The sequence below is a fragment of the Sphingomonas sp. CL5.1 genome (genome assembly GCF_013344685.1).
GTDB lineage: Bacteria > Pseudomonadota > Alphaproteobacteria > Sphingomonadales > Sphingomonadaceae > Sphingomonas.
The window spans coordinates 1001465-1014681 of record NZ_CP050137.1; the positions used below are offsets into that span (position 1 = coordinate 1001465).

General features: G+C 70.1%; 10 protein-coding genes. 8 read left to right on the top strand and 2 right to left on the bottom strand.

Translation table 11 applies throughout. The features are described 5' to 3' along the window. Positions 1-6 precede the first annotated feature (6 nt). On the top strand, positions 7-1197 hold the full coding sequence (locus F9288_RS05040; RefSeq protein WP_174835625.1) for a penicillin-binding protein activator: 1191 nt from the start codon (positions 7-9) through the stop codon (positions 1195-1197). A 17-nt stretch (positions 1198-1214) separates the two neighbouring features. Here the strand turns inward: F9288_RS05040 and hemW are convergent, their stop codons facing one another. Further along, positions 1215-2360: a radical SAM family heme chaperone HemW gene (gene hemW / locus F9288_RS05045; protein ID WP_174835626.1), complete on the bottom strand. Its 1146-nt coding sequence runs from the start codon at positions 2358-2360 to the stop codon at positions 1215-1217. Positions 2361-2381: 21 nt separating this feature from the next. Here hemW and F9288_RS05050 point away from each other — a divergent pair, with 21 nt between their 5' ends. From F9288_RS05050 to pdeM, 6 genes are all read left to right on the top strand, one after another. Beyond that, positions 2382-2951, top strand: a complete 570-nt coding sequence (locus F9288_RS05050) for a CAP domain-containing protein (RefSeq protein ID WP_368076209.1) — start codon at positions 2382-2384, stop codon at positions 2949-2951. Between the two features lie 85 nt (positions 2952-3036). After that, a complete protein-coding gene (locus tag F9288_RS05055; RefSeq protein ID WP_174835628.1) occupies positions 3037-3963 on the top strand; it encodes a helix-turn-helix domain-containing protein in 927 nt (308 codons plus the stop codon). Between the two features lie 46 nt (positions 3964-4009). Beyond that, positions 4010-6427, top strand: a complete 2418-nt coding sequence (locus F9288_RS05060; RefSeq protein ID WP_174835629.1) for a ligase-associated DNA damage response DEXH box helicase — start codon at positions 4010-4012, stop codon at positions 6425-6427. Positions 6428-6469: 42 nt separating this feature from the next. Next, positions 6470-7417, top strand: a complete 948-nt coding sequence (locus F9288_RS05065; protein WP_174835630.1) for an aspartyl protease family protein — start codon at positions 6470-6472, stop codon at positions 7415-7417. Between the two features lie 65 nt (positions 7418-7482). After that, on the top strand, positions 7483-8880 hold the full coding sequence (locus F9288_RS05070; protein ID WP_174835631.1) for a M20/M25/M40 family metallo-hydrolase: 1398 nt from the start codon (positions 7483-7485) through the stop codon (positions 8878-8880). A 44-nt stretch (positions 8881-8924) separates the two neighbouring features. Next, positions 8925-9587 carry a ligase-associated DNA damage response endonuclease PdeM gene (gene pdeM, locus F9288_RS05075; protein ID WP_174835632.1) on the top strand — a complete coding sequence of 221 codons (663 nt, stop codon included), beginning with the start codon at positions 8925-8927 and terminating at the stop codon, positions 9585-9587. A gap of 10 nt (positions 9588-9597) precedes the next feature. Here pdeM and F9288_RS05080 read toward each other — a convergent pair whose 3' ends face one another. Beyond that, a complete protein-coding gene (locus tag F9288_RS05080) occupies positions 9598-10812 on the bottom strand; it encodes a UbiH/UbiF/VisC/COQ6 family ubiquinone biosynthesis hydroxylase (RefSeq protein ID WP_174835633.1) in 1215 nt (404 codons plus the stop codon). Between the two features lie 118 nt (positions 10813-10930). Between F9288_RS05080 and F9288_RS05085 the strand changes: the two genes are divergently transcribed. Then, the gene (locus F9288_RS05085) at positions 10931-13213 is read left to right on the top strand and encodes a DNA translocase FtsK (protein ID WP_174835634.1); all 2283 of its coding nucleotides are present in this window, start codon (positions 10931-10933) and stop codon (positions 13211-13213) included. The last annotated feature ends 4 nt before the right edge of the window (positions 13214-13217 follow it).

Here is a 13217-nt window from a genome sequence, read left to right on the forward strand (position 1 = left end):
GGTTACATGGCAGAAGCGATGACCATGCCGCAACGGGGGCGCGGACTGTTCCGGCTGGTAGCATTGGCCGGCACGCTGCTGCTCGGCGCGTGCTCGACGGTCGTGCCCCGCGCGCCCGCCCCACCGCCGCCGGCGACCAAGGCGCCGCCGGTTTCGGAGACGGAGGTGCAGGCCGGCCTGCCGCGCGACACCGCGCGCAACCGCGTCGCGCTGCTCGTGCCGCTCACCGGCGCCAACGCCGGCGTGGGCAAGAGCCTTGCCAACGCCACCCAGCTCGCGCTGCTCGATTCGCGTGCCGAGAAGGTGCGGATCACCAATTACGACACCGCGATCGGCGCCGGCGCCGCCGCGCGCCGCGCGATCGCGGAGGGGGCGCAGCTCATCCTCGGCCCGCTGCTGGCGGAGGACGTGCGGGCGATCGCCCCGATCGCGCGCGCCGCGCATGTGCCGGTGCTGTCCTTCTCCAACGACGCGTCGGTGGCGGGCGAGGGCGTCTATCTGATGGGCTATGCGCCGAGCCAGTCGATCGAGCGCGTCATCTCCTATGCGCGCAGCCGGGGCGTGACCAATTTCGGCGGCCTCATCCCCAATTCGCTCTATGGCACGCGCGCTTCCACCACCTTCCTGCGCGCGGTGGAAGCGGACGGCGGCAAGGTCGTCTCGCTCCAGACCTATGACCGCGCGGCCGGCGCGATGGCGGCGGCGGTGGCGCGGATGGCGAAGGACGCGCCGTTCGACGGCGTGCTGATCGCGGATAGCGGCGCGGCGGCCGCGACGGGCGCGCCGCTGGTGCGCAAGGCCAGCCCACAGGTGCGCATCCTCGGCACCGAATTGTGGAATTCCGACAGCGGCGTCTCGGCCCGCGCCGGGCTGGAGGGGGCGTGGTTCGCCAGCGTCTCGAACGGCTTCTACCGGCAATATGCCACCAAATACCGCGCGCGTTTCGGCACCGCGCCCTATCGCCTGTCGAGCCTCGGCTATGACGCGGTGCTGCTGACGGTGCGCATCGCGCGCGACTGGAAGATCGGCGCGCCGTTCCCGGAGGCGCGGTTGCGCTCGGGCGAGGGCTATGCCGGAATCGACGGCGCCTTCCGCTTCGGCCGCGACGGCGTGGCCGAACGCGCGCTGGAGGTGCAGGAGATCAGGGACGGCACGACGACGGTGGTGTCCCCCGCCCCGGCCGGGTTCGACAAGTAACGGCCGGGGTCTAGCGGTTATCCCGCCCGCACGATCGCGGGCAGGATCGCGTCGAGCAGCAGCATCCCGGCGGGAAGCACGGTGAGCCGGCCCCCCGCCAGCCGCACCATCTCCGGCAGGCGCGCCACCGCGTCGAGGTCGACCAGCTCGCCTGCCGGCCGCCGCCCGAGCCGCGCGATGCGGGCGAGGTCCACCCCCTCCGCCAGCCGCAGACCCATCAGCAGCGCCTCCTCGGCCTGCGTCGCGGGGGGCAGCGCCTCCTCCGCCTCGATGCCGTGGCCGTTGCGGTCGATCGCGGCGAGCCAGTTCTCCGGCTTGCGCCGCCGCCGCGTCGCATGGCCAAGCCGCCGCCCATGCGCGCCCGGCCCGATCCCGGCATAATCGCGATAGCGCCAGTAGGCGAGATTGTGCCGGCTCTCCGCCCCGGCGCGTGCGTGATTGGAAATCTCATAGGCCGGCAGCCCGACCGCCGCCGTCATCGCCTGCGTCGCCTCGTAGAGATCGGCCGCCGCGTCGCCGTCCGGGATCGCCAGCCGCCCCGCCGCCGCCTCGGTGGCGAAGCGCGTCCCCGGCTCGATGGTGAGCTGGTAGAGGGACAGATGCTCCGTCCCGAACGCCAGCGAGCGCGCCAGCTCCCGCTCCCACGCTTCCGTCCCCTGCCCCGGCCGGGCATAGATCAGATCGAAGCTCACCCGCGCGAAGGCGCGCTGCGCGGTCTCCAGCGCGCGCAGCCCCTCGTCCACGCTATGCGCCCGCCCGAGGAAGCGCAGCGCCTCGTCGTCGAGCGCCTGCAACCCGAGCGAGACACGGTTCACCCCGGCGGCGGCGATATCCCCGAAGCGCGCCGCCTCGACCGAGGAGGGGTTCGCCTCCAGCGTGATCTCCACGCCATCGGCGAAGCCCCATGCCGCCCGCGCCGCGCCGATCACCGCCGCGACCGTCTCCGGCGGCATCAGCGAGGGCGTGCCGCCGCCGAAGAAGATCGAGGAGACGCGCCGCCCCGGCAGCGCGCGCGCCTCATGCGCGAGGTCGGCGAGCAGCGCCGCGCGCCATCGCGCCTGGTCCACCCCGTCGCGGACGTGGCTGTTGAAATCGCAATAGGGGCATTTGGAAACGCAGAACGGCCAATGGACGTAGAGCGCAAGGGAGTTGTCGTCGGCCATGCGCGCGCCGATATGGCGGCGATGCCAGCCAAAGGCCATAGGGTCGCTTACCCCTTCCTCCTCGCCCTCGCGCTCGCCGCCTGCGACCATGGCGGGCCGCCGCGCATCGTCGAGCCGCGCCTGACCGACGCGCCGGCCCCGCGCGGCGCGGCGCTGCTGCGCGATACGATGCTCGACGGGCAGAATGCGGAGCGCGCCCGGCTCGGCCTGCCGCCGCTGGCGTGGGACGAGGATCTCGCCGCCGCCGCGCGCGGCTATGCCGGCGAGATGGCGCGGACCGGCCGTTTCGCCCATGCCGAGCAGCCGCAGGGACCGGGGCGGCAGGGCGAGAATCTGTGGACCGGCACCCGCGCCGCCTATCGCTATGACGAGATGCTCGGCCACTGGCTCGCCGAGCGCCGCTTCTACGTCGATCTCCCCACTCCCGGCTTCAGCATCACGGGGCGCTGGCAGGACGCCTCGCACTATAGCCAGATCGTGTGGCGCGCGACGCAGCGCGTCGGTTGCGCGATGGTGTCGAACCACGGCAACGACTTTCTCGCCTGCCGATATCTACCGCCGGGCAATGTGGTGGGGCAGACCGCTTATTAAGTAACATTTGTTACAGCAGCGATCTATTTCAGGTTATATTGGGATCATGATTGCCGGGCGGGGTAAATAAACTTAGATTGATCTTATGGGCCTCAACCCGCGCACCGGTATCTCGCGCGACGGGCATCCCCTGTCGCTCAGCCGGACGCCCCCCGGCGACCTCGCCCGATTCGTCGCGCGCTTCTTCCTGCTCATCATCGAGCGGCCGGACGATGCGCTGGTCGAGAGCTTCCTGCTCCACGAGGCAGCCTATATCCGCGTGCCGGCGATCGGCCGCTGGGAAACGCAGGTCGCCGGGCGCTGGACGCCCTATGAGGGGCCGATGATCTTCGGGGCGCAGCGGCGGCGCTTTCCGGTGCGCTGCACCGGGCCGATCGTCGCGGCGGGCTTCATGCTGCGCCCGGCGGCGTGGTTCGCCTTTTCCGACGTGCCCGCGCATCAGGTCGCCGACCGGCTCGATCCGATCGACGGCGCATGGGGCGAGGCGCTGCGCTGGGCGTGCGAGGACATCTACCAGATCGAGCGCACGTTCGAGCGGCTGGAGCAGGTGGTGCGCGAGCGGGTCGCCGGGCGCGGCGTGACGATCGATCCGGCGCTGGAGCGGTTCGAGGCGATCAGCCGGCTCGACCCGACCCGCCCGGTCGCCGATATCGCGCGCGAGCTGGGGATGATCCCGCGCCGGCTCGACCGGCACGTCCGCGCGCATTTCGGCCACCCGCCGAAGATGGTGCTGCGCCGCAGCCGCTTCCTCGACATGGCGGCCGTGCTGCGCGGTCTCTCGGCGGCGGGCGACGGGGAGCAGGCGGCGCTGCGCTTCTACGACGCCTCGCACCTCAACCGCGAGTTTCGCCTGTTTCTGGATATCCCGCCCAACCGCTTCCGCAACACCCCCACCCTGCTGTTCACGCCGGGGCTGGAGGTGCGCGAGCAGCGCAAGCTCGCCGAGGCGGCGGCGGACGACGGGCTGGCGCTGGCGTGGAGCCCGCCCGGCATCCCCCGCGCGGCGGAATAGCCCCGCCTCTGGCGCAACCGGCCGCCCCGCCCCCATATTGCGCGCAGTGGCCGACGACCTCGCACTTCCCGCCCCGCTCGCCGACTGGTTCGCCCTTCGCGGCTGGCAGCCGCGCCGCCACCAGCGCGAGATGCTCGCGGAGGCGCGCGCCGGCCGCCACGCCCTGCTCGTCGCGGCGACCGGCGCGGGCAAGACGCTCGCCGGCTTCCTTCCCACCCTCGCCGAGCTGATCGAACGGCCGGGCGAGGGCCTGCACACGCTCTACGTCTCGCCGCTCAAGGCGCTGGCGGTCGATATCGAGCGCAACCTGATGACGCCGATCGACGAGATGGGTCTCGATATCCGCGTCGAGACGCGCACCGGCGACACTTCCTCGGAACGCAAGGCGCGGCAGCGCGCGCGCCCGCCGCAGATCCTGCTGACCACGCCCGAATCGCTCTCGCTGTTGCTGTCATACCCGGACAGTTTCCTGATGTTCGCCGGCCTCCGGACGATCGTGGTGGACGAAGTGCACGCCTTCGCCTCCGGCAAGCGCGGCGACCTGCTCGCGTTGGCGATGGCGCGGCTGCAACGGATCGCGCCCGGTTGCCGCCGCGTCGCGCTGTCCGCCACGGTGGCCGACCCGGACGATTATCGCGCATGGCTCGCCCCCGGCGGCGACAGGGACGCGGTGAGCCTCGTCGAGGGCGATCCCGGCGTCGATCCCGACATCACGATCCTGCTGCCGGAGGATCAGGTGCCGTGGGCGGGCCATTCCGGCCGCTACGCCGCGCGGCAGGTGATGGCGGAGATCGAGACACACAAGACGACGATCGTCTTCTGCAACACGCGCAGCCTCGCCGAGCTGATCTTCCAGGACCTGTGGAAGGAGAACCTGCTCCAGCTCCCGATCGGCATCCATCACGGCAGTCTGGAGAAGGAGGCGCGGGCGAAGGTGGAGGGCGCGATGGCCGCCGGGCGGCTGCGCGCCCTGGTCGCCACCGCCAGCCTCGATCTCGGGGTGGACTGGGGCGACGTCGATTGCGTGATCCAGATGGGCGCGCCGAAAGGCTCGTCGCGGCTGCTCCAGCGCATCGGGCGCAGCAACCATCGGCTCGACGAGCCGTCCGAGGCGATCCTCGTCCCCGGCAACCGCTTCGAATATCTGGAGGCGCGCGCGGCGCTTGACGCGGTGGAGGCGGGCGAGCTGGACGGCGAGCCGTTCCGCCCCGGCGCGCTCGACGTGCTGGCGCAGCACGTCATGGCCTGCGCCTGCGCCGCGCCGTTCGAGGAGGCCGAGCTGCTCGACGAGGTGCGCTCCGCGCTGCCCTATGCGGCGCTCGACGCGGAGACGTTCGTGCGCGTGCTCGGCTTCATCAGCGACGGCGGCTATGCGCTGCGCGCCTATGACCGCTTCCGCCGGCTGGTGAAGGAAAGCGACGGACGCTGGCGCGTGAGCCATCCGAAGTTCGTCGTCCAGCACCGCCTCAACGCCGGGATCATCGTCGAGGCGACGATGCTGCGCGTGCGCTTCCGGAACGGCCGCGCATTGGGCAAGGTGGAGGAGGCCTTCGCCGCGACGCTCGCCACCGGCGACACCTTCTTCTTTGCCGGCATGAGCCTGGAGGTGGAGAAGATCGACGGCGAGGACCTGATCGTCCGCGCCACCGCCCGGCCGGCGCGCATCCCCACCTATGGTGGCGCGCGGATGCCGATTTCCACCAACCTCGCCGATCGCGTCCGTGCATTCCTCGCGACGCGCGACGATTGGCACCGCTTCCCCGAAGACGTGCGGACATGGCTGGAGATGCAACGCCGCCGCTCCGCCCTGCCGCGCCCCGACCAGCTCCTGGTCGAGACCTTCCCGCGCGAAGGGCGGCATTACATGGTCGTCTATAGTTTCGAGGGGTGGAACGCGCACCAGTCGCTCGGCATGCTCATCACCCGGCGGATGGAGAGCAATGGGCTGAAACCGCTCGGCTTCGTCGCGTCGGATTATGCCCTGGGCTGCTATTCGCTCGATCCGGTGACCGATCCGGCGGCGCTGTTCTCGCCCGATATCCTGGAGCATGAATTCGTCGAATGGGTGCAGCAGTCGCATCTGCTGAAGCGCGCCTTCCGCGAGGTGGCGGTGATCGGCGGGCTGGTCGAGCGCCAGCATCCCGGCAAACGGAAGACGGGGAAACAGGTCACTTTCTCCACCGACCTGATCTACGACGTGCTGCGCCGCTACGAGCCGGGGCATGTCCTGCTGGAGGCCGCCTGGGCCGATGCCCGCGCGCGGATGACCGATGTCGGCCGGCTCGCCGATCTGCTCGACCGCGCGGCGGGCACGATGCTGCACGTCGACCTGCCGCGCGTCTCGCCGCTGGCGGTGCCCGTGCTGGTGCTGATCGGGCGTGAACGGGTGGCGACCGGGCTGGCCGACGACGCGCTGCTGCTGGAGGCCGAATCGCTCGCGCGCGAAGCGATGCAGGCCGATTGATTTCGCTTGCGAAAGGCCCGATTCGGGCGCACCCTCCGCTACATGAAACGCATGCTCGCCATGCCGTTGCTGCTGCTTCTCGCGGCGCAATCCCCGGTGCAGCAGCCGGCCCCCGCCACGCCTCCCGCGCCGCCGTCGGATGCGGCGATGCCGTTGGGCGACCTGCTCAATTTCGGCGCGAACGGGGAGCGGATGACCGTTCCGGTCCATATCGCCGGCGCCGGCCCGTATCGCTTCATCATCGATACCGGCGCGCAACGCACCGTGGTCAGCCGCGAGCTGGCCGGCCTGTTGCGGCTGGCGGCCGGGCCGACCGTGCGCGTCACCGCGATGACCGGCGTGAGCGAGGTCGGCACCGTGCTCATCCCCTCGATCTCGGTCGGAACGCTCGGCGGCCAGCGGATCGAGGCGCCCGCGCTGGAAGGGCGTTACCTCGGCGCGCCGGGGATGCTCGGCATTGATTCGCTTCAGGGCCATGCGCTCGCGATTGATTTCGAGAAAGGCTCGATGGTCGTCGCCCCGTCGCGTCGTCGCCCCTCGTTCGAGCGCAGCGATCCCGACGAGATCGTGGTCAGGGCGCGCAACCTGTTCGGCCAGCTCGTCGTGACCGAGGCTTTTGTCGGGCACCAGAAGGTGCGCGTGATCCTCGATACCGGATCGGCGGTGACGATGGGCAACCAGGCGTTGCAGCGCGCGGTGATGCGGCGCGGCAAGAAGGGCGTGCCGATCACGCTGACCGGCGTGACCGGGGAATCGGTGACGGCGAACTACACCCTGCTCAACACGATCAAGCTCGGCTCGATGTCGATCAACGACATGCCGATCGCCTATGCCGAGAACGACGCGCCGCCGTTCAAGGCGTTCGGGCTGGAGAACCGCCCCGCGCTGATGCTCGGGATGGACGCGCTCAAGCTGTTCCGGCGGATCGATATCGATTTCGTCAATCGCGAGGTGCGCTTCATCATGCGGCGCAATGCGCTGATCGGCTGAAACAGTTGCGCCACGCAACTTTCGCTGCGACGATCCTCATCCGATCGTTGCAGGGGAGAAAATGGATGCGTGCTGTGTTGCTGGCTGGAATCGCCGCCATGGGGTTCGCCCCGGCCATCGCCGAGGCGCAGGACCGGCCCGACCAGAAAGCGTTCTTCTCGCTCTACAAGGAACTGGTCGAGACCAACACCGTGGTCGGCGTGGGGAGCTGCACCAAGGCCGCGGCACAGATCGCCGCGCGGCTGAAGGCGGCGGGCTATGCCGATTCGGACATCACCCAATTCTCGGTTCCCGAGCATCCCGACGATGGCGGCGTGGTCGCGATCCTGAAAGGCTCGGACGCGAAGGCCAAGCCGATGCTGCTGCTCGCGCATATCGACGTCGTTGCCGCCAAGCGCGAGGACTGGAAGCGCGATCCGTTCAAGCTCGTCGAGGAGAACGGCTTCTATTATGCGCGCGGCACCGTGGACGACAAGGCGATGGCCTCGGTGTGGGCGGATGCGATGATCCGCTTCAAGCAGCAGGGTTATCATCCCAGGCGCACGATCAAGATGGCGCTGACCTGCGGCGAGGAGACCACCTACGCCTTCAACGGCGCGCAATGGCTGACCGACAATCGCCCGGATCTGGTGAGCGGCGAGTTCGGGCTGAACGAGGGCGGTGGCGGGCGCTTCGACGCCAATGGCAAGCCGGAAGCGCTCGCGGTGCAGGTCGGCGAGAAGGCGGCGCAGAATTTCACCTTCCTCGCCACCAATCCCGGCGGCCACAGCTCCGCCCCGACGCCGGACAATGCGATCTACGAACTGGATGACGCGCTGCGGGCGGTGCAGGGTTACGAGTTTCCGGCGAAGTTCACCGACACGTCCCGCGCCTTCTTCGCCGCCACCGCCAGGGTGGCGCCCGCGCCGGTGGCCGATGCGATCAACCGCCTGCTAGCCGATCCGCAGGACAGGGCGGCGAATGCGATCATCGGCCGCGACAAGGTGCTGCACTCGATGCTGCGCACCACCTGCGTCGCGACATTGGTCAACGCGGGCCATGCCGAGAATGCGCTGCCGCAGCGCGCCACCGCCAACGTCAATTGCCGCATCTTCCCCGGCGAGACGGTGGAGGGCACACTCGCGAAGTTGAAGGAACTGGCCGGGCCGAAGGTGACCGTCACCGCCAACCAGCCGATCCGGCCGCTCGCGGTGCCGCCGCAACTCGACCCGAAGATCATCGGACCGATGAAGACGGTCGCGGCGAAATATTTCCCCGGCGTGCCGATGGTGCCGATGCTGCTTACCGGCGCGACCGACGCGGTGTTCTTCGGCAAGATCGGGATGCCCGTCTATGGCGTGCCGGGCATCCTGGTGGAGCAGGACCTGAACGGCGTCCACGGGCTCGACGAGCGCATCCGCGTTTCCGCGCTCTATCGGGGGCGTGATTATCTGTTCGACCTGGTCAAGGCCTATGGCGGCTGACCGTTGAGGTTGATCGCGCCGCCGGCTTGCGGCATGGCGGCGCGATGGTTCCCTTTTCGTTCGCCGGTCATGAACTGATCGCGCTGCCCGAAGGCGCGCTGTTCTGGCCGGCGCGCGCGGCGCTGCTCGTCGCCGACCTGCATCTGGAAAAGGCGAGCTTCTTCGCCGGTGTCGGGCAGATGCTGCCACCGTATGATTCGGTCGCGACGCTGGCCGACCTATCCCGGCTCGCCGCAGCCACGGACGCGCGCGAGATCTGGTGCCTGGGCGACAGCTTCCATGACGTCACCGGCAGCGAACGCCTGTCGGATACGGCGCGCGCCATGCTCGGGGCTTTGACGGCGCGCGCGCGCTGGACGTGGATCACCGGCAATCACGATCGCATCTACGCCGATCGCTGCGGGGGCGAGGTGATGGAGGAGGCGCTGGTCGACGGCCTCGTCCTGCGCCACGAGGCCGACCCCGCCGATCCGCGCCCCGAATTGTCGGGCCACTTCCATCCCAGGCTGCGCATCCGGGTGCGCGGGCGGCTGGTGTCGCGGCGCTGCTTCGTGGCGAGCGGCCGCAAGCTGCTGCTGCCCGCGTTCGGCGCGCTGACCGGCGGGCTGGACGCGGCGCACAAGGAGATCGCGCGCGCCATCGGCGAGGCGGCGGAGGCGCTGGTGCCGGTCGAGAACCGCTTGTTGCGCTTCCCGCTGGCGGCGTGAGGCCCCTTTCCTAGACCGTCAGCCCCTGCAACAGCTTGGGCAGCGCCCCGCTTTCCCCGCGCGCCTCGGCCATGAAGCGCGCCTTCAGTGGCGCGATGCGATCGACCGCCGAGATGCCGAAGCGCCGCACCGCGCTCGCCGCCCGCCCGGGAATGCCGAACAGCCGCGTCAACGCGTCGGTTGCGCCCGCCACCATCAGCGTGTCGAGGCTGCGCCAGCGCTGGTAGCGATCGAGCAATTGCGCGTCACCCGCCTCCAGCCCGAGCCGCCGCCCCTCGACCAGCACCTCGACCAGCGCCGCGACATCGCGGAAGCCGAGATTGAGCCCCTGCCCCGCGATCGGGTGGATGCCGTGCGCCGCATCGCCGACCAGCGCCAGCCGCTCCGCGGTGATCGTCGCGGCATGGTGGAAGCCGAGCGGGTAGCTCGATCGCGCGCTGGCGGCCGACAGCGGCCCGAGGAAACCGCCCATGCGCTTGTCCGCCTCCGCCAGAAAGGCGCGGTCGCCGAGCTTGAGCATCGCGGGCGCGTCCGCCCCCTTCACCGTCCAGACGATCGCCGAGCGATGCCCGATCTCGTCATCGACCAGCGGCAGCAGCGCGAACGGGCCGGCGGGGTAGAATATCTCGTAGGCGGTATCCTCGTGCGACCGCTCGTGGTGGAACGCCGAGATGATCGCTGTGTGATCGTAGCGCCATTGCGCCACGTCGATCCCCGCCGCCATGCGGGTCGGCGAGTTACGCCCCTCCGCCGCGACCAGCAGCGAGGCGCCCACCGTCTCCCCCGAGGAGAGCGTCGCGGTGACGCCGCGCGGGCCGCGCTCCACCTCGATCGCGCGGGTCTTCATCCTGAGGTCGACGCCGGAGGTCTCCAGCGCCTTACCCAGCGCCAGCCGCATGCGCCGGTTCTCGTACATCGTCCCCAGCGCGCCATCGTCGGGATCGGGGATGAAATCGAGCTTCCCTGGCGCGAGGCCGTCGCTCACGCGGATATGGCGGATCTCGCAACCATGCCCGGCCAGCCCCTCCGCCACGCCGATCGCCTCCAGCATCCGGTGGCTGGCGCTGGCGATCGCCGAGGCGCGACCGTCGAAGCCGGCGGAAAGCGTGATCGCGGGATCGGCGGGGTCGACGACGATCGTGCGCAGGCCATGGCGATCCAGCGCCAGCGCCAGTGTCGCGCCGACCAGTCCGCCGCCCAGGATAAGGACATCAGCGTGATCCATCCGCCACGCTCTATCCCCGATCCGGCGCGCCGACAATCGCGCCGTCTTGACGCGGGACTCGTCGAGGCAGATGATTCCGCCGGGCAGATTTCAGCAAATCGTCGGGGGATTCAAGGCAATGGCGAGCCGGGCGGACGCATCGCTGTGGCGCGAGACGGTGAAGGCGGGGGCGGTGCGCAGCGGCGCACTGGCCGTCGCACTCGCGCTGGTCGTCGCGACCGTGCTGATGGCGCTGGCGCTGGCGAGCTATTCGCCGGGCGATGCCGCGCTCAACACGGCGGCGGGCGACGGGCTGCATAACCTGATCGGCGCGCCCGGCGCGTGGTTCGCCGATATCGCGCTCACCGTCTTCGGCCCGGCGGTGGCGTTGCTGCTGCCGATCGGCCCAATCGTCGCGCTCAGGCTGTGGCGTGACCAGCCGGCGGGCGAATGGTGGCGGATGCTGCGCAACGCCGCGCTCGGCGTCACGCTGATGGCGACGGCGCTGGCGTGTGTCTCGCGCGGCGCGGTCCCGGCGCTGCCGTTCGGCTGGGGCGGCGCGATCGGGCTGGGCGTGGTCGCAGCGGTGCGCTGGGCCTTGTCCTTCGCCGGCAATGCGGCCGTCAGCTATTGGTCGGTCGTGGCGCTCGGCTTCGTCGCGGGGATCATGGGCGCGATCCTGTGGGGGCGCAGCATCGATATCGCGCTGCCCCGCGTATGGCGCGCGCGGCGCGACCGCCCCGCCCCGATCGACGATGAGGACGAGCCGCTGGAGCTGATGCGTCGCCCGGTCGCCCCGCGCCCCGTGGCGCAGCCCGATCCGCGCCCCGGCCCGGTGATCAGCGAGCGCACCCTCGCCCCCTCCGCCGCGCGCGCGAAGCCGCAGCAGCAGCAACAGCAGCTCGACCTGCGCGACAATTACGTGCTGCCGACGCTGGACCTGCTCACTCCCGCGCCGCCCGCGCAGAACGCCACGATCGACAAGGCCGCGCTCGAACGCAACGCCCGCCTCCTCGAAACCGTGCTCGACGATTTCCGCGTCAACGGCGAGATCAAGGAAGTCCGGCCCGGCCCGGTCGTCACGATGTACGAGCTGGAGCCGGCGCCGGGGATCAAGGCGACGCGCGTCGTCTCCCTCGCCGACGATATCGCGCGCAACATGTCCGCCGTCTCGGCGCGCGTCGCGACGATTCCGGGGCGCACCGTGATCGGCATCGAGCTGCCCAACGCCAAGCGCGAGACGGTGTCGCTGCACGAGCTGGTCGGCTCGCAATCCTTCGAGGATCAGTCCGCGCAACTGCCGGTGATCCTTGGCAAGAATATCGCGGGCGATCCGGTGATCGCGGATCTCGCGCCGATGCCGCACCTGCTGGTCGCCGGCACCACAGGCTCGGGCAAGTCGGTCGGGCTCAACTGCATGATCCTGTCGCTGCTCTACCGGCTGACGCCGGACCAGTGCCGCATGATCATGATCGATCCCAAGATGCTCGAACTGTCGATGTACGACGACATCCCGCATCTGCTCGCGCCGGTCGTCACCGATCCGGCCAAGGCGGTGCGCGCGCTCAAATGGGCGGTCGAGCAGATGGAGGACCGCTATCGCCAGATGTCCTCGCTCGGCGTGCGCTCGCTCGGCAGCTTCAACGACAAGGTCCGCGCCGCCCGCGCCAAGGGCACCCCGCTCGGCCGCCGCGTGCAGACCGGCTTCGGGGAGAACGGCCAGCCGGTCTATGAGGAGGAACAGCTCGATTATCAGGTGCTGCCGCAGATCGTCGTGATCGTCGACGAGCTGGCCGACCTGATGATGACCGCGGGCAAGGAGGTGGAGTTCCTCATCCAGCGGCTCGCGCAGAAGGCGCGCGCGGCCGGCATCCACCTCATCATGGCGACGCAGCGGCCGTCGGTGGACGTCATCACCGGCGTCATCAAGGCGAACCTGCCGACGCGCATCTCCTTCCACGTCACCTCGAAGATCGATTCGCGCACCATCCTGGGCGAGCAGGGCGCCGAGCAGCTATTGGGCAAGGGCGACATGCTCTACATGCCCGGCGGCAAAGGCATCGTCCGCGTCCACGGCCCCTTCGTATCGGACGATGAGGTGCGCGCCGTAACCGACCACTGGCGCGCGCAGGGAGCGCCCGACTATGTCACCTCCGTCACCGAGGAGCCGGAGCAGAGCTTCGACCTCGAAGGCGCGCCGACCGGCGAGGATTCGGCCGAGGACCAGCAATATCGCGCCGCGATCCAGCTCGTCTGCGAGAGCCAGAAGGCCTCGACCTCCTGGCTCCAGCGCCAGCTCCGCATCGGCTACAACAGCGCCGCCCGTCTCATCGAACGGATGGAGAAGGACGGCATCGTCGGTCGCCCTGACCACGTCGGGCGCCGCGAAGTGCTTCGCGACGCCGACGGGCATCCAATCTAAGCGA

Bases quoted from the DNA above. Each gene is read 5' to 3' on its own strand.
- F9288_RS05040 (WP_174835625.1), top strand. From the start codon at position 7: ATGGCAGAAGCGATGACCATGCCGCAACGGGGGCGCGGACTGTTCCGG.
- hemW (WP_174835626.1), bottom strand. From the start codon at position 2,360: ATGGCCGACGACAACTCCCTTGCGCTCTACGTCCATTGGCCGTTCTGC.
- F9288_RS05050 (WP_368076209.1), top strand. From the start codon at position 2,382: ATGCCAGCCAAAGGCCATAGGGTCGCTTACCCCTTCCTCCTCGCCCTC.
- F9288_RS05055 (WP_174835628.1), top strand. From the start codon at position 3,037: ATGGGCCTCAACCCGCGCACCGGTATCTCGCGCGACGGGCATCCCCTG.
- F9288_RS05065 (WP_174835630.1), top strand. From the start codon at position 6,470: ATGAAACGCATGCTCGCCATGCCGTTGCTGCTGCTTCTCGCGGCGCAA.
- F9288_RS05070 (WP_174835631.1), top strand. From the start codon at position 7,483: ATGCGTGCTGTGTTGCTGGCTGGAATCGCCGCCATGGGGTTCGCCCCG.
- pdeM (WP_174835632.1), top strand. From the start codon at position 8,925: ATGGTTCCCTTTTCGTTCGCCGGTCATGAACTGATCGCGCTGCCCGAA.
- F9288_RS05080 (WP_174835633.1), bottom strand. From the start codon at position 10,812: ATGGATCACGCTGATGTCCTTATCCTGGGCGGCGGACTGGTCGGCGCG.
- F9288_RS05085 (WP_174835634.1), top strand. From the start codon at position 10,931: ATGGCGAGCCGGGCGGACGCATCGCTGTGGCGCGAGACGGTGAAGGCG.